Source organism: Kitasatospora paranensis (assembly GCF_039544005.1).
GTDB lineage: Bacteria > Actinomycetota > Actinomycetes > Streptomycetales > Streptomycetaceae > Kitasatospora > Kitasatospora paranensis.
Genome location: NZ_BAABKV010000001.1, coordinates 7,095,120 through 7,109,611 on the forward strand (window position 1 = coordinate 7,095,120; position 14,492 = coordinate 7,109,611).

Genomic DNA, 14,492 nt, shown 5'->3' on the forward strand with positions numbered 1-14,492 from the left:
GCCCGGGGCCCTCCGTCGTGCGCTCCCCGTCACCGGGGAGCGCGGTCATGCGCTCTTGCGACTGTCACGCGGGTGAACCGCGAGGTTCATCCCGCCGGAGCGGAGCACGGCCAGCCGCTCGGCCAGCACCTCCTCCAGCTCCTCCCGTGTCCGGCGCTCCATCAGCATGTCCCAATGGGTACGCGTCGGCTTGGTCTTCTTCTCCTCCGGCTCCTCGCCGTCGAGGAGCATGGCCTCCTGGCCACAGAATCGGCACTCCCACACCGAGGGGATCTCCGCCTCCACGGAGAAGGGCACCTCGAATCGGTGTCCGTTCTGACATGCGTACTCGACGGTCTGGCGGGGAGCCAGATCGATACCGCGGTCGGTCTCGTAGCTAGTGGCCCCGAGTCGCGTGCCGCGGAGAGCTCGCTCGCTCATGAATCGTGCCTCCCGGGCTTATGGCCCACAGGACTAGTGGTCGCTGTCTTCGTCGTTCGGTCAACGCTCGGCCGTCGACGAAGATTCCCGTCCGAGGACATGCGTCGCCTGTCGTGCCGCCCACGTTTGTACCCACCTGCGCCCGATTTGTCACATCTGATCGGTGATGTCACCCTCAGTGCCACTCCTGGCGCGCACGGCGATCGTCCGAATGCCGCATTCCCGGAGGACCCGGACGGCTCAGCGGGCCGGGTGCGATCGCACGCCCTTGGCGTCCTTGGCGAGGTCGGCGCCCAGTTCGGCGACCATCTCCTCGGCGCGTTCGGTCACCGAGGCGACCGCCGCGGCCGGGTCGGGGAGGGCGGCGGGGGTGCTCGGCGCGGGGGCCTCCGTCCGGGTGTCGCGGTGCGGCAGCAGCCCGATCACCGCGTCCCGCAGCTGGGCCGGCGCGTCCTCGTCCAGCGGGTCCACCGTGGCGGGCACCTGCAGCCGGACGGGTGCGGCCGCGCCGATCCGGGCGTAGCCGCGGCCGGCCGGGGTGTGCGCGGCCGGGGTGATGTCCAGCGCGGTGCCGAGCGCGGCCCGGCCGAGGTCGGCGCCGGCCGGGCCGAGCACGACCTTGGCCCGGGTGGTCGCCCGGACGGTCGGGCGCAGCCGGTCCAGTGCCTCCAGGTCCTCCGCGACGACGACGGTGACCCGGGCCGCCCGCCCGTGCCGCAGCGGGATCTCCAGCAGGTCCTGCGGGTCCGGCCGGTTCTCGGCCTGGGCCAGCTCGCTCAGCTCGGTGGGGTGGTCGAGCAGCAGCCACAGCGGCCGGGTGGTGTCCTCGGGTGCCGCGATGCCGGTGTGCCGGGCCGCGTTGAGCAGGCCGAGCCGCCGCTCGGTCTCCTTGGCGGCCCACTCCAGGGCGGCCACCGCGCCGTGCAGGCTGGTCTCCACGGTGTGCACGCCGGGCCGGTTGACCAGGCAGGCGTGCTCGCCGGTGCCCGCCCCGTCGATCACCACCAGGTCGCCGTACGGCAGGGCCTGGAGGGCGATCGAGCGGAGCAGGGTGGAGGTGCCGGAGCCCGCGGAGCCGAGCGCGAGCAGGTGCGGCTCGGCGGAGCGCGGCCCGACCCGCCAGACCACCGGCGGCTGCTGCGCCGTGGTGCCGGCCTGGAGGACCGGGATGGTGCGGCTGCTGCCCTGCGCGTCGGTGAAGCCGAGCACGATCTCGCCGGGCGCGGTGACGAACGGCTGGGCGGCGATGTCGGTCGGCAGTGGGGCCAGTGCGGTCACCCGGAGCCGGTTCGATTCCTCGTCCCAGTCGAAGCGGTACTCGCGGGCGCGGCCGGCCTTGCCCTGGACGACCTGCTCGATCCGCGCCCGGGCGGCGGGCTCGGTGTCGGTGAAGTACGCCGGGTAGGCCACCTCCAGGGCGGCGAGCCGGCCGTCGGCGTCGAACTCCCAGCCGCTGAACGCCGTCTTGTAGTGGCCGTCGATGCTGTAGAGCGGGCTGATGTCGTCCGGCCCGGCCAGGTACGGGGTGAGGGCCGCGTACAGCGCCGCGAGCTTGAGGTCGCCGGTGTCCGGCTCGGCAGTCGGGGCGGCCTTGGGGCGGCGGCCGGCCCAGGCGGCGCTGGCGGCCAGCGCGACCAGGGCGAACAGCAGGCCGTGCGGCAGCAGGAACACACCGAGCGCCAGCGCAGCGGTGAGGAACAGTGTCGGGCCGCGGCGCTCCTTGGGCGTGGAGGCCCAGCGGCTCCTGGTCCATTCGGCGTGGTGGCGCAGCCCGCGGGCGATGAGCGTGAGCGGTGCGAACATGTCGGCGGCGTGGTCGCCCGCGGTGCGGGCGAGGTCGCGGCCGCGGCCGAGGTGGCGGGTGAGGGACATGACGGGCTCCCCGAGCGGTGGGACACGGATGGAGGAGGTGCCGCGGCCGGGAGGGGCTCCGGCGGGTGGGGCGACCTCGGGGTCCGGGCCCGGGGCGGTGGGATCCGCGCCCGGGCCGGGACGGTGCCGCCGGATCAGAACTTGATGCCGCCGATGAGGCTGGCGAGACTCGCCCCGCCGGCCGTGATGCTCGGGGCGATCGAGGAGCCTGCGACGTAGAAGCCGAACAGTGCGGAGACCAGGGCGTGCGAGACCTTGAGTCCGTCCCGGCGGAAGAAGAGGAAGGCGATGGTGCCGAAGAGGACGATGCCGGAAATGGAGAGGATCACGTGGTCAGCTCCTCGATGAGGGTGGCGGGGACAGTGTTGCGGAAAGTGACTTCATCGTGACAAAAAGTAATAGATGATGGAATGTGGCAAACGGGTGGATCTGCCCCGGGCCTTCTCATCGGAGGTATGCGCACCGAGGCCCAGTCCCGGGGGTACCGCGCTGACAGGCCTCCCCGCCGGGCGGAGCGGCGTTCGGCGGGTCCCGGAAATTCGCTCGAACGGATGCGTGACCATCGGGCCCCCGCGTCGTCCGCTACGGTGCCGTACGGAATCGCACCCTCGTCTGAAAGGCCCCGCCATGGCCGACAACGCTCCCGAGACGCCCGACGCCGAGGTCGTGGAACTCGCCGGCCGGCTCTTCGACGCCGCCCGGGCCGGCGACGCCCAGCTGCTCGCCGCCTACCTGGACGCCGGTGCGCCGGCGAACCTCTCCAACGACCGCGGCGACACCCTCCTCATGCTGGCCGCCTACCACGGCCACGCCGCCGCCGTGCAGGCGCTGCTGGCCCGCGGGGCCGAGGCGGACCGGGCCAACGACCGCGGCCAGACGCCGCTCGCCGGTGCGGTGTTCAAGGGCTACGACGACGTGATCGGCGCCCTGCTGGACGGCGGCGCCGACCCGGCGGCCGGGACGCCGTCGGCGCTCGACACCGCCCGCATGTTCGGCAAGGACGCGCTGGTCGACCGCTTCGTCGCCGGGCGCTGAGCTGCGCCCTCCGGCCGACCCGGCCGGAGGGCCGCGGGCGCGGACCCGTAGGCTTGCGAACCATGTCGAGCATGTCCCCCTGGAGATCCGCACCACCGGCTACGGCCACCCCGACGCCGCCGGACTGGCCGCCGAGGTGCAGCAGGAGTACGTCCGCCGCTACGGAGACATCGACCAGACGTCGATGCACGAGGACCACTTCGACCCGCCGTACGGCCTGTTCGTGGTGGGGTACCTGGACGGCGAGGCGGTCGCGTGCGGCGGCTGGCGGGCCAAGGAGGCCGACCGGGACGGCCTGCGCGACGGCGACGCCGAACTGAAGCGGATGTACGTGGCGGAACGGGCCCGCGGGCGCGGCCTCGCCCGCGCCGTCCTGCGTCACCTGGAGGCCACCGCGCTGGCCGCGGGCCGCACCCGGCTCGTCCTGGAGACCGGCACCGAGCAGCCCGAGGCGATCGCGCTCTACGGCTCCGAGGGGTACCTGCCGATCACCAAGTTCGGCTACTACAAGGACTCCCCGCAGAGCGTCTGCATGGGCAAGCCGCTCGTCTGACCGGCCGGAAACCGGTGGCCGGCGCCCGCGGCGTACGGGAGCATCGTGCGGTGACCACCGACAGCAGCCCGTCCGCCGGCTCGGGCCCCGCCTTCGGCGACCCGGAACGTGCCGAACTCGCCCGCCGGCTGGCCGCCGTGGGCGGCGTCGTCGGTGTCTGCCTCGGCGGCAGCCGGGCCCGGGACACCCACCGCCCGGACTCCGACCACGACCTCGGGCTGTACTACCGGCCCCCGCTGGACACCGCGGCGCTGCGGGCGCTCGCCCGGGAGGTCACCGGTCGCCCGGTCGAGATCACCGAGCCCGGCGGGTGGGGCCCTGGGTGGACGGCGGTGGCTGGCTGCGGATCGGTCCGGCCGCCGTCGACTGGATCTACCGGGACGTCGACCGGGTCCGCGACTGCTGGACGCAGGCGCGTGCGGGCCGGTACGAGACCGGGTTCCAGATCGGCCACCCGCTGGGCTTCGTGTCCACCGCGTACGTCGGCGAGCTGGCACTCGGACGGGTGCTCGCCGACCCGACCGGCGAACTGGCCGGACTGCAGGGCGAGATCGTGGAGGGCTACCCCGGCCCGCTGCGCGAGGCGTTCCTTGCGCAGGCCCGCTTCGAGGTGCCCTTCCTGCTCGCGAACGCCGCCAAGGTGCCGCAGGACGCCACCTATCTGCACGGCTGCCTGTTCCGCGCCGTCGGGCTGCTCGCCCAGGCGCTGCACGCCCGGGCCGGGCACTGGCTGATCAACGAGAAGGGCGCGGTGGACGCCGCCGGAAGGCTGCCCGGGGCGCCCGCGGGGTTCGCGGCACGGGCGCACGGGCTGTTCCGGGCCGAGGCCGCCGCCGCACTGGCGGAGGCGGCCCGGCTGGCCGGCGACGTCCTGGCGCCGACGGTCACTTGAACCAGTAGCGCACGCCGCCGTGGTGCGAGCAGGTTCCGGAGAAGGTCGCCGAGTAGGACACCGTCCCGTCGTTGCACTCGGCCGTCTCGCTGCTCGACACCGGTGTGAGGCCGACGTCCCAGCCGCAGACGCCGGTGGTGTGGTGGGCGCACGACCCGGCGGGCGCCTTGGTGGTGGGCGCGGCCTTGGCCGTCGTCCGGGCCGGCGCCGGCGTGGTGTGCACGGGGGCCGGCGCCGCCTTGGTGGCCGGCGCCCGGGTGGTGGGAGCCGCCGCCGTGGTGGCCGGCGCCGGATCGGTGGCGGAGGGGCTCGCGTCGGTCGGCTGCGCCGAGGACGGAGCGGCCGCCGGGGCCGCGGTGCTCGGGTCGGCCGCGGGGGAGGCGGCGCCGGTCGCACTGGTGGCGGCGGCCGGGGCCGGACCGGCGGCGGCACCGGTCTCCGGGTCGCAGGCGGCGCCGAACAGGGCGAGCGTCAGAAGGGCGGCTGCGGGCAGCAGTCTTCGGCTTGAGTTCTGGGTGGTCACGGCCGGCAACTTACGGGAACCGGAACAGGCCGTGGAGGGATTATCCGGAAATCGTGTGGATTCCGTGCTCTTCTGCAAGCCCCGAATCCGGCGAGGGAGTCGAGCGCCTTCCCGAGGGTCCTGGTCCGGGTGAACGCCGGACGGCCCTACCGGGACGGTTCATCGGCCTGCAGGCTGACGAGCACCGCCCCCCACTGGGCCTGGCTGGTGCCGGTGAGAACGCACTCCTCGCGGGTGGTGGCGCGACGGAGGACGACGGTGAGCCGGTAGGAGGAGAGCTGGAGTTCGGGCAGGCGCTGCCAACCCGGCGTCAGGGTCGGCGCGGGGCCGCTGTTGCTCCCGATCGCCCCGACGACGAGGTCTCCGGGGGCACAGCCGGCGGCGATGCCGACCGCGAGGCTCCGGCTGCTGTGATCGGTGTAGGCGCCCGCTCCCGCGGCTTGGCCCTTGGCTGCGGACATGCCCTGGAACTCCTCGACGGCGACATGGTGCTTGCTGGCCTGCGGCCAGGTGATGCCGAGACGGTCGCCGCCGTGCAACGGGCTGACCCTGAACGCGGCGAAGAGCGCAACGCGGTGGCGGTACGGGTCGGTGACGTCCGCGACCATGGTGTAGTGGTTGCCCGCCGTGTCGGTGACGGTGATCGGGCCCGCGCTGGTGCTTGTGAGCATGAGTGCCACCACGAGGGTGTCGCCTGCCCCGACCGATCGGTCGATCCGAAGGTCCGTTCCCGCGGAGGAGACGATCTGCGCGTCGGCGGCGATCCGGCCGACATAGCCGGTACGCCCGGCGGGGACGACATCGCCGGGCCTCCCGGAGAGCCGGGTCGCGATGCCGCCGAGCGGCGCCGGCCACAGCGCCACGACGGCGGCCGCGAGGCAGCCGGTCACCGCTGCCGTCGCGGCCACGACCGTTCTTCGCCGGCCACGAGCACGCGGAGGCGCAGCCGGGGGTGACGCTGGGGCGCAGCCCGCCGCCGGGCTCTCGACCTCCCCTGCGGGCGCATCGATCGCCGACGGCTCCACCCCGATCACCGGCAGCTCCACCCCGGGGGCGACCGTTCCGCCCGGGCGAGCGGACGCCGGGTGGTCCGCCGTGCCACCGGCCGGCCCTGATGCCGTCCCTGGCAACGGCGTTGGTGATGAGTGACGTGCCAGGCGCAGCAGGCCTTCGTGGTCGTCGGCGGACAGGCCGAGTGCCTCGGCGAGGAGGCGTACGGACTCGCGGTGCGGCCTGGCGACCTTGTCGCGTTCCAGGTCCCCGATCGCCCGCACGCTCAGCCCCGAGCGTTCGGCGAGCTGTTCCTGCGTCAGTCCTGCTCGGATCCGCCGGGCGCGGAGTACCGCGCCGAGTCCCTCCCGGTCCACCATGCCCCCGCCCGGTCCTCCCGTGGTGTTCTGACGAGTACACCACAACAATGCCGGTCGGGAGACTGCCGATTTTTCTGCCAGTGCCTTCTGCCTGGTCGTCACCGCCGTTGGCCGCCAGGGTCGGAGTGGCTCACCCCCTGCAGCCGTGCGGTGCCGTCGGTTCCGCCTCCCTCAGTGCTCTCTTCGGAAGTGGTGAAGCATGCTCAAAGGCATCCGGAATCTCGCGACGGGCGTCGCGGTGCTGGCCGCCACCGGTGCGGCCGTGGTGGCCGCGCCGACCGCGGCGCATGCCGCGTCGTACAACGGTGCCTGCGGCTCCGGCTACGGCGTGGTCGACTCCATGCCGGTGGCCGGCGGCACGGTCTACCTGACCTACGACGGATTCAGCAACTGCGTGGTCACGGTGACCAATACTCCGGGCGTCGCCAATTGGACGGTGGCGGAGATCGCGATCTCCGGAGGCGGCTGGGTCCCCAACTCCGGCAACTTCACGTACTACGCCGGTCCGGTCTACGTCTACGGCACGGCCGGCCAGTGCGTCGACTGGGCGGGCTACCTGGGGACTTGGGCAACTCGGTACAACAGCCACTGCGGCTGACACCGCGGCCTCGAAGTGCCCGGCCCAGGGCCCCGCCGACACGGCTCAACAGCTCGACACAGGTCACTCATGTCCATCCTGAAAGGGACACCATGCCTCTCAAGCACAAGCTCGCCAAGGGCGGTACGGTCGCAGCGCTGGCAGCATTCGGCCTGCTCTTCTCCGCCGCCAATGCGTCGGCCGACACCAGGTGCGCCTACTTCGTCACGTCCCAGGCGGACTGGCAGGCGGCGAACAACACCACGTGGGGTTCGTGGCCGCTGAGCGGTCAGCCGGGGCCCAACAGCATCTACATCAAGTTCCAGTCCGACGGCAATCTGGTCGTCTACCGCGCCCGCGACAATGCCGTCATGTGGGCCTCCGGGACGTGGAACGACGGTGTCGTCTCGCTGGACTGGTCGGCCTCCACCGGCGGCATCAAGCTCATGCGGGCGGACGGAGTCAACGCGTGCACGATTCGCGGGGACAACGGCGCATCCGGAGGTTGGGCCCAGGTCCAGGACGACGGCAACTTCGTCTTCTACAAGTCCAACGGAGCGGCCGACTTCTCGACCCGGTTCACCGCACCCTGGTCCGGAGGCGACTGGCGCAACTTCTGCGCCGTGCCCGGCCACAACTAGTCCCGCGTCCGGCACGAGGCGGGCCCGCAGAGCCAACTCCCTCCAGGGGTCGGCTCTGCGGGCCCGGATGGTGTGCCGGTCGGATGCGGGGTCAGCGGGAGGCGCCGCCGGTGATCACCGTCAGCGCGGGCTCCGCGTCCTGCCCGGCCCCGGTGCCGGGGAGGACGTCCTCGCCGTGTTCCGCGGCCGGGGCGGTGGCGTCCGCCCGGCGCAGCAGCAGTGCCACCGCCACGGCCGCCGCGACCGCCACCCCCGCGGCGCCGAGCAGGGCGGCGTGCAGGCCCGCGGCGAACGCCGACTGGGCGCGGGCCACCACCGGCCCGCCGATCGCGGTGGCCGCGGCCAGCGAGGAGCGCGCCGCCTCCGCCGCCTGCGGCGGCATCCCGGGCAGCGGCAGATGGCTGCGGTAGGCAGCACTCAGGACACTGCCCAGCACCGCGATCCCGAGCGCGCCGCCGAGTTCCCGCGCCAGGTCGTTCATCGCGGAGCCGACGCTCTGCAGGGCCGGCGGCAGCGCGTCGGTGATCTCCGTGGTGGCCGGCGTCATCGCCAGGCCCATCCCCGCGCCCAGCAGTACCAGCCCGGTCGCCACCAGCCCGTACGGGGTGGCGCGGTCGAGTTGCGCCAGCACGGTCAGGCCGGCGGCGGCGACCAGCAGTCCGGCGACCCAGGGCCTGCGGACACCGAGCCGCGCGGTCAGCCGGGGAGAGCCGCGCGCTCGGGGCCATCGCGGCCGCCATCGGCAGCACCCCCACCGCTGCCGCCAGCGCGCTGTCCCCGCGCACCAGTTGGAGGTACTGCATCATCACGAAGACGAAGCCGAAGAAGGCGAAGAACTGCAGCGAGATCGAGAGCGAACCGGCCGCGAACCGGGGGTTGGCGAACAGGCGCGGGTCGAGCAGCGGGTGCCGCCGGGTCAGCTCCCAGCGGACGAAGCCGGCGAGGACGAGCAGCCCGAGCAGGATCCCGCCGAGGGTGACCGGGCTGCCCCAGCCGCGGGTGGGGGCCTCGATGACGCTGTAGACGAGCACGCCCAGCCCGGCCACCGCGAGGACGGCACCGACGGTGTCCCGGGAGGCCGCCCCGGCTCCGCCGACTCGGGGACGAACACCAGGGTGCCGATCACGGCCCCGGCCGCCAGCACCACGTTCAGCAGGAACACCGCACGCCACGAGCCCAGTTCGAGAACCAGGCCGGAGGTGAGCAGCCCCACCACCGCGCTCGCGCCGGCCACGGCGGCCCAGACGCCGACCGCCCGGGCCCGCTCCGCGCGCGGGAAGGTGCTGGTGATCGTCGACAGCGTCGCCGGCATCACCAGGGCGGCGCCGACGCCCAGCAGCGCACGCAGCGCGATCAGCGCATTCGGGGTGGCGGTGAGGGTCGCGAGCAGCGACCCGGTGCCGAACACCGCCAGACCGGCGAGCAGGGCGCGCCGTCGGCCGAACCGGTCGCCCAGTGCGCCGGCGGGCAGCAGCAGGGAGGCGAAGACCAGGCTGTAGGCGTCGATGATCCAGGAGAGCTGGGTCTGGCTCGCGTGGGTCTCCCGGGCGATGTCCGGCAGTGCCACGTTGAGCGAGGCCATGGCGGACACGACGGTGGCCAGCGCCAGGCAGGTGACGGCGAGGACGGCGCCGTGGCGGATGCCGCGACCGGCCTCGGCCGGGGCGGTGGGCGGTGCGGTGGCAGACATGGGGTTTGCGCCTCCCGGGGCGGTGTGGATCGGTGCGCCCAGACTCGCCCCGGCCCGACTAGTATTTCAACGGTGATGAATAAACCGGCCCGCCGGGGCCGTCGCACCGGGAGCCCCGACACCCGGGCCCAGATCCTCGCCGTGGCCCGCCGGCGCTTCCTCTCGGACGGCTACGACGCCGTGACCCTGCGCGCGGTCGCCGCCGAGGCGGACGTCGACCTCGCCCTGGTCAGCTACTACTTCGGCTCCAAGAAGGGCCTCTTCGGCGCGGCCCTGGCCCTCTCGGCGAACCCCGCCGAGATCCTCCTGCACGCCCTCGACGGCGACCTGGCGACCCTCCCGCAGCGGACCCTGCGCGCCCTGCTGGCGGCCTGGGAGGACCCGCAGGCCGGCGCCCCGCTGCGCGGCATGCTCGCCGGCGCCACCCAGGACGAGGCCACGGCCGCGCTGGTCAAGGAGGTCATCGAGCGCGAGATGATCGACAAGATCGCCGCCCGGATCGGCGGCCGGGACGCCCACCGGCGGGCCGGGGCGTTCTGCGCCCAGATGGCCGGGCTGATCGTGACGAGGTTCGTGCTGCGGCTGGAACCGGTCGCGTCGATGTCCGCCGATGAAATCGTCCGCCTCTTCGGACCGCCCCTCGGACTGGTCCTCGGCGTTCGGCCACAGCGCCCCCTGACGGCGACCGGACGGCCCTGAGAGCCGCCTCCCGCCGCCCGCTGCAGGCCGGCCGGGATCAGGGCCCACGCCGCATGGACGGCGACCGCCGCGACCGCCGCTCCGGTGCCGGCCGCGGCCCCCAGCACCCATCCGGGCGGACTGTCCGACAGGAACACCGCGGCCAGCGCCAGGATCAGCACCCGGCCCGGTGCGACGAACGCCGCACCGCCGACCGGCGCGCCGGGTACGCCCCGCAGCCGCCAGGCGGTGAAGATCGCCAGCTGGGTCGAGGCGGGCCCGGGCAGCAGGCTCGTGGCGGCGACGCCGTCCTCGAACTCCGCGGCGGACAGCCACCCCCGCCGCTCGACGCAGAGCCGGCGCAGCAGGGCGATGTGCGCTGGCGGCCCGCCGAAGCCGATCGAGCCGATCCACCCCCCAGTCGCGTGCGATGGTCGCCAGGCCCACCCGCTGCGCCGGTCCCACCCGCTGCGCCGGTCCCACCCGCCGTGCCCGTCGCACCCGCTGTGCAGGTGCCTCGTCCGCGCCGTCCGCTGCCGCTTCTCCGTCCCGGCCGGGTCTCCGTCGGCCGGGCGTGATCCTCATGGAGGGAGGTGCACGGCCGCCGACGAGGGGCGAGGCCGCCGGTCAGCTGCCCGAGGGCGCCGGTCCGCCGGCGGAACGGGGCTGGGTGGCCGGGATGCGCCGGGTGAAGAAGAGAGCGATCAACGCGGCGAAGGCGAGGACGGACAGTGCGGCCCGCAGGCCGTCCAGACGGGCGGCGGCGTTGGCGTCCAGGGCGGCCTGGGCCGTCCCGGACGGCACGTTCGCGTCGTCGAGGGCGGCCTGCAACTGGGCATCCGACAGGAAGGGCACGCCACCGGCGAGTTCGGTGCTCGCCCGGGTCTTGGCCTGGGCCGGGACGTCCGGGTTCTGCTCGATGGTGGCGAGGAAGGAGGAGGTCAGGGCGGCGATCATGATCGACCCGGCCAGGGCCGTCCCGATCGAGGCGCCGAGGTTGGTCACGGTGTTCTGGATCCCGCCGACCTCGGCGCTCTGCTCGTCCGGCACCGCCGACACGGTCACCGATCCGAGCTGGGAGGCGAGTGCCCCCATGCCGAAGCCGATCAGCAGCAGGGGGATGGTGACGATCTCCGCGCCGGCGTCCGCGTCGAGGGCGGCCAGCAGCACGACGGCGCCCGCGAGCATGGCGAGGACGCCCAGCCGTACCACCCGGCGCGGGGAGACGTCCGGCAGGAAGCGCGGGATCGCGACGGCGGCCGCGAGCAGCGTGAGGGAGAGCGGCAGGATCCGCACCCCGGTCATCAGGGCCGACAGGCCGAGCGCGACGGACAGGTACAGCGGGACGACGAAGAACACGCCCATCTGCACCAGGTACTGGAAGAAGAACATCGTCAGGCCGCCGGTGAGCTGCCGGTTGCCCAGCAGTTCGGGGTCGACCAGCGGCTCGGTGCCCTTCCGGACGAGGCGGCGCTCCCAGCGGAAGAAGAGCCAGACCAGGAACAGCCCGGCCATCATCAGCCAGATCACCGCCGAGATCCCGAGCCAGGAGGGCGCGTCGGGCTTCGGCTGGAACCAGCCCCAGGTGCCGGAGCGCAGCACGCCGTAGACGAACAGTCCGAGGCCCAGGGCCGACAGCACGGCGCCGACGGCGTCGAGCCGCGGCCGTCGGTCGGGCGGGGCGTCGGCCACCCGGCGGGCCAGCACGAGGATGGCGAGCACCACCACGACCTCGCCGGCGAACACCCAGCGCCAGGAGAAGTACGTGGTCGCGATGCCCCCGATCAGGGGCCCGAGTGCGATCGCGATCGCGCCGGCGGCGGTGACCAGCCCGTAGGCCGCGGGGCGGCGCTCCACGGCGAAGTTGCTCGCCACCAGGGCCACGATCGCGGGCAGGATCAGGGCCGCCCCGATGCCCTCCAGCAGTGACCACCCGATCAGCAGCACGGTCAGGTTCGGGGCGACCGCCGTGGTCGCGGAGCCGCACCCGTAGATCACGCAGCCGATCGTGAAGGCGCGCTTGCGGCCGATGATCGCGCCGACCTTGCCGCCGGTGATCATGAGCATCGCCATCACCAGCGTGTAGGCGGTGATGGCGCCCTGCAGCCCGCTCACGGTGGTACCCACGTCGTCGGCCACGGTCGCGATCGACACGTTCATCACCGAGCTGTCGAGCGCCATCAGGAACTGCCCCGCCGCCAGGGTGGCGAGGACGACCGTCGCGGCCCCCGCTCTCCCGGTGCTGCCTCCTTCGGCACTCATGCAGGCAGCCTTCCACGGGGCCCGTGCGGACCGGGCCGACCCGCCGGTGGGCTCATCCGATCGGCCGACAACCCGTGGGCCCCGGGCCCGGCAGGGCCCTCGGAGCCGGCAGGGGTTCTCAGAGATCGAGCACGACGTCCGCGTCCGGCCGGGCGCAGCAGACCAGGGCGTTGCCCGGGGCCGGGGCCTCCACCGGCGCGGGGTCGTACGACACCGCGCCCTCCATGAGCCGGGTCTCGCAGGTGCGGCACACCCCGGTGCGGCAGGACCAGCGCACCGCGACGCCGCAGGCCTCGGCCATCTCCAGCAGGCTGCCGAACTCCGGCCGCCACGGGACGGTGAGGCCGCTGCGGACGAAGGACACCGCGGGGCCATCGCCCGCGGGCCCTGCGGGCGGGTGCGGGCGCGGGGCCGCGGCGGCGGCGATTCCCGGGGTGAGGGCGGGGCCCGCGCCGAACACCTCGGTGTGGATCCGGTCGCGGGCCAGGCCCGTGGCGGTCAGCGCCCCGGTGAGGTCGGCCATGAACGCCGACGGCCCGCAGAGGTAGGCGTCGGCGTCCGCCGGCAGGTCGAGGCGGGCGAGCACCGCGGCCGACAGCCGGCCGCGGTCGGTGTAGTCCACGCCCTCCCGGTCCTGGGGCCGGGGCGCGCTGTAGCAGATCCGGACATGGCTGTCGGGCAGCCGGGCGAGCAGGCGCCGGCTCTCCGCCGCGAACGGGTGGTCGCCGCCGTGCCGCGCGCCGTGCAGCCACCAGACCTCCCGGTCCGGCCGGGTGTCGGCCAGCGCGTGCAGCATCGCCAGGACGGGGGTGGCGCCCACCCCCGCGGAGGCCAGCACCACCGGGCCCGCGCCCGGTCTCAGCGTGAACGACCCGCGCGGTGCCGCGGCCGCCAGCTCGCCACCGGCGCGGACGTGGGCGTGGATCCACCGGCTGGCGGCCCCCTCTGCTTCCCGCTTGACGCTGATCCGGTAGCCCTCCGCGGACGGCGGACCGGACAGCGAGTAGCTGCGGACCAGCGGCGCGGCGCCGGCCTCCGGGACGAGGCGGACGGTCAGGTACTGGCCGGGCGCCGCGGGGGCAGCGGGCGGCCGTCCGGGTCGGCGAGGCAGAGCGAGACGATGCTGTCGCTCTCGGCGGCCACGGCGGTGACGGTGAGCGGGCGGAAGCCGTCCCAGGCCGGGCGCGGGTCGGCGCCCTCGGGGTTGAGGCCCGGGTTCCCGGCGGCGCCCGGTGCGTGGTCGGGCTGCTCCAGCAGAGCGCGGAACGACGACTGCCAGCCGGGGCTGAGCGCGTCGATGCCCAGGGCGCGGGCGATCCTGTCCCGGGGGCGCTCGGGCAGGTACAGCAGGCCGTCGACCTCCGCGACGGTCATCCGCCCCGGCCCGTCCGAGAGCTTGACGATCTCCTGACCGGCCTCGACCTCGCCCTCGGTGAGGACCCGCAGGTAGAACCCGGGCCGCCGGTGGGTCACCAGCAGGGCCGGCAGCCGGGGCTCGTCCATCCGCAGCCCGACCCGGTAGCAGGTCACCCGGGGCTGGGTCACCTCGAAGACGGCTCCGCCGATCCGGTAGCGGTCGCCGATGCACACCTCGTCGTCGGGCAGCCCGTCCACGGTGAAGTTCTCGCCGAACTGGCCGTACGAGAAGTCGTCCCGGCCCAGGACTCGCTGCCAGTGGCGGTACGAGTCGAGCTGGTAGACCATTACGGCGCGCATCTCGCCGCCGTGCCCGCCGAGGTCGCCCTGGCCGTCACCGTCGATGTTCAGCCGGCGGACCGTGCGCGGGCCGGTGACGGGTTGCTTCCAGACCGCCGTGCGGACCGTCCGGCCCTGCCACCGGACATCCTTCGGCAGGCCCACGTTGACGGAGACGAGTGTGGCCATGCGGTCCGCCTCGGTTTCGACGACAGTGCTCCGGCCCGACCGATGCTAGCGAGGCGCCGCCCGGCGGGCAGGTCGGGACGCGCACGGCCACGGCA

15 protein-coding genes and 2 pseudogenes are annotated in these 14,492 nt (G+C 74.1%); 6 read left to right on the top strand and 11 right to left on the bottom strand.

All coding sequences use genetic code 11. The features are described from left to right. Positions 1-45: 45 nt before the first annotated feature. The 3 genes from ABEB13_RS33750 to ABEB13_RS33760 all read right to left on the bottom strand — a co-directional run bounded on the left by ABEB13_RS33750 (position 46) and on the right by ABEB13_RS33760 (position 2,621). The gene (locus tag ABEB13_RS33750) at positions 46-420 is read right to left on the bottom strand and encodes an RNA polymerase-binding protein RbpA (protein WP_100887323.1); all 375 of its coding nucleotides are present in this window, start codon (positions 418-420) and stop codon (positions 46-48) included. Positions 421-660: 240 nt separating this feature from the next. Continuing rightward, positions 661-2,292, bottom strand: coding sequence for an FtsK/SpoIIIE domain-containing protein (locus ABEB13_RS33755; protein ID WP_345708504.1), 1,632 nt, complete (start codon positions 2,290-2,292; stop codon positions 661-663). 134 nt (positions 2,293-2,426) lie between these two features. After that, positions 2,427-2,621 carry a hypothetical protein gene (locus ABEB13_RS33760; protein ID WP_100887322.1) on the bottom strand — a complete coding sequence of 65 codons (195 nt, stop codon included), beginning with the start codon at positions 2,619-2,621 and terminating at the stop codon, positions 2,427-2,429. 298 nt (positions 2,622-2,919) lie between these two features. On the opposite strand from ABEB13_RS33760, the gene ABEB13_RS33765 reads away from it, so the two are divergent. From ABEB13_RS33765 to ABEB13_RS33780, 3 genes and pseudogenes are all read left to right on the top strand, one after another. Next, positions 2,920-3,327 carry an ankyrin repeat domain-containing protein gene (locus tag ABEB13_RS33765; protein WP_345708505.1) on the top strand — a complete coding sequence of 136 codons (408 nt, stop codon included), beginning with the start codon at positions 2,920-2,922 and terminating at the stop codon, positions 3,325-3,327. A 79-nt stretch (positions 3,328-3,406) separates the two neighbouring features. Beyond that, complete coding sequence (locus ABEB13_RS33770; protein ID WP_100892426.1) at positions 3,407-3,880, top strand: GNAT family N-acetyltransferase; 474 nt, start codon at positions 3,407-3,409, stop codon at positions 3,878-3,880. 50 nt (positions 3,881-3,930) lie between these two features. Beyond that, positions 3,931-4,772: pseudogene (locus ABEB13_RS33780) on the top strand (nucleotidyltransferase domain-containing protein). On the opposite strand, the gene ABEB13_RS33785 reads toward ABEB13_RS33780, so the two are convergent. Further along, positions 4,765-5,295: a DUF3761 domain-containing protein gene (locus ABEB13_RS33785; RefSeq protein ID WP_345708506.1), complete on the bottom strand. Its 531-nt coding sequence runs from the start codon at positions 5,293-5,295 to the stop codon at positions 4,765-4,767. The pseudogene ABEB13_RS33780 and the gene ABEB13_RS33785 overlap by 8 nt on opposite strands. Positions 5,296-5,441: 146 nt before the next feature. Further along, a complete protein-coding gene (locus tag ABEB13_RS33790; RefSeq protein ID WP_345708507.1) occupies positions 5,442-6,665 on the bottom strand; it encodes a helix-turn-helix domain-containing protein in 1,224 nt (407 codons plus the stop codon). Between the two features lie 199 nt (positions 6,666-6,864). On the opposite strand from ABEB13_RS33790, the gene ABEB13_RS33795 reads away from it, so the two are divergent. Both ABEB13_RS33795 and ABEB13_RS33800 read left to right on the top strand, forming a co-directional pair. Then, the gene (locus ABEB13_RS33795) at positions 6,865-7,263 is read left to right on the top strand and encodes a spore-associated protein A (protein ID WP_345708508.1); all 399 of its coding nucleotides are present in this window, start codon (positions 6,865-6,867) and stop codon (positions 7,261-7,263) included. Between the two features lie 92 nt (positions 7,264-7,355). Beyond that, positions 7,356-7,883 (top strand): hypothetical protein, encoded by a 528-nt coding sequence (locus tag ABEB13_RS33800; RefSeq protein ID WP_345708509.1) that lies wholly within the window; start codon positions 7,356-7,358, stop codon positions 7,881-7,883. A gap of 91 nt (positions 7,884-7,974) precedes the next feature. Here the strand turns inward: ABEB13_RS33800 and ABEB13_RS33805 are convergent, their stop codons facing one another. Next, the gene (locus ABEB13_RS33805) at positions 7,975-8,514 is read right to left on the bottom strand and encodes an MFS transporter (RefSeq protein WP_345708510.1); all 540 of its coding nucleotides are present in this window, start codon (positions 8,512-8,514) and stop codon (positions 7,975-7,977) included. A gap of 285 nt (positions 8,515-8,799) precedes the next feature. Continuing rightward, a complete protein-coding gene (locus ABEB13_RS33810; RefSeq protein WP_345708511.1) occupies positions 8,800-9,573 on the bottom strand; it encodes an MFS transporter in 774 nt (257 codons plus the stop codon). Positions 9,574-9,648: 75 nt separating this feature from the next. Here ABEB13_RS33810 and ABEB13_RS33815 point away from each other — a divergent pair, with 75 nt between their 5' ends. Beyond that, on the top strand, positions 9,649-10,272 hold the full coding sequence (locus ABEB13_RS33815) for a TetR/AcrR family transcriptional regulator (protein WP_345709916.1): 624 nt from the start codon (positions 9,649-9,651) through the stop codon (positions 10,270-10,272). A 92-nt stretch (positions 10,273-10,364) separates the two neighbouring features. Here ABEB13_RS33815 and ABEB13_RS33820 read toward each other — a convergent pair. The 4 genes and pseudogenes from ABEB13_RS33820 to ABEB13_RS33835 form a co-directional block, all read right to left on the bottom strand. Continuing rightward, positions 10,365-10,763, bottom strand: a pseudogene (locus ABEB13_RS33820) (chromate transporter); the annotation flags it as partial. 115 nt (positions 10,764-10,878) lie between these two features. After that, the gene (locus ABEB13_RS33825; RefSeq protein WP_345708512.1) at positions 10,879-12,513 is read right to left on the bottom strand and encodes an MFS transporter; all 1,635 of its coding nucleotides are present in this window, start codon (positions 12,511-12,513) and stop codon (positions 10,879-10,881) included. Positions 12,514-12,631: 118 nt separating this feature from the next. Continuing rightward, positions 12,632-13,354: a flavin reductase family protein gene (locus ABEB13_RS33830; RefSeq protein ID WP_345708513.1), complete on the bottom strand. Its 723-nt coding sequence runs from the start codon at positions 13,352-13,354 to the stop codon at positions 12,632-12,634. A gap of 212 nt (positions 13,355-13,566) precedes the next feature. Beyond that, the gene (locus tag ABEB13_RS33835; protein WP_345708514.1) at positions 13,567-14,397 is read right to left on the bottom strand and encodes an MOSC domain-containing protein; all 831 of its coding nucleotides are present in this window, start codon (positions 14,395-14,397) and stop codon (positions 13,567-13,569) included. Positions 14,398-14,492 lie beyond the last annotated feature (95 nt).

Bases quoted from the DNA above. Each gene is read 5' to 3' on its own strand.
- ABEB13_RS33825 (WP_345708512.1), bottom strand. From the start codon at position 12,513: ATGAGTGCCGAAGGAGGCAGCACCGGGAGAGCGGGGGCCGCGACGGTC.
- ABEB13_RS33750 (WP_100887323.1), bottom strand. From the start codon at position 420: ATGAGCGAGCGAGCTCTCCGCGGCACGCGACTCGGGGCCACTAGCTAC.
- ABEB13_RS33755 (WP_345708504.1), bottom strand. From the start codon at position 2,292: ATGTCCCTCACCCGCCACCTCGGCCGCGGCCGCGACCTCGCCCGCACC.
- ABEB13_RS33765 (WP_345708505.1), top strand. From the start codon at position 2,920: ATGGCCGACAACGCTCCCGAGACGCCCGACGCCGAGGTCGTGGAACTC.
- ABEB13_RS33835 (WP_345708514.1), bottom strand. From the start codon at position 14,397: ATGGCCACACTCGTCTCCGTCAACGTGGGCCTGCCGAAGGATGTCCGG.
- ABEB13_RS33800 (WP_345708509.1), top strand. From the start codon at position 7,356: ATGCCTCTCAAGCACAAGCTCGCCAAGGGCGGTACGGTCGCAGCGCTG.
- ABEB13_RS33810 (WP_345708511.1), bottom strand. From the start codon at position 9,573: ATGTCTGCCACCGCACCGCCCACCGCCCCGGCCGAGGCCGGTCGCGGC.
- ABEB13_RS33815 (WP_345709916.1), top strand. From the start codon at position 9,649: ATGAATAAACCGGCCCGCCGGGGCCGTCGCACCGGGAGCCCCGACACC.
- ABEB13_RS33795 (WP_345708508.1), top strand. From the start codon at position 6,865: ATGCTCAAAGGCATCCGGAATCTCGCGACGGGCGTCGCGGTGCTGGCC.
- ABEB13_RS33790 (WP_345708507.1), bottom strand. From the start codon at position 6,665: ATGGTGGACCGGGAGGGACTCGGCGCGGTACTCCGCGCCCGGCGGATC.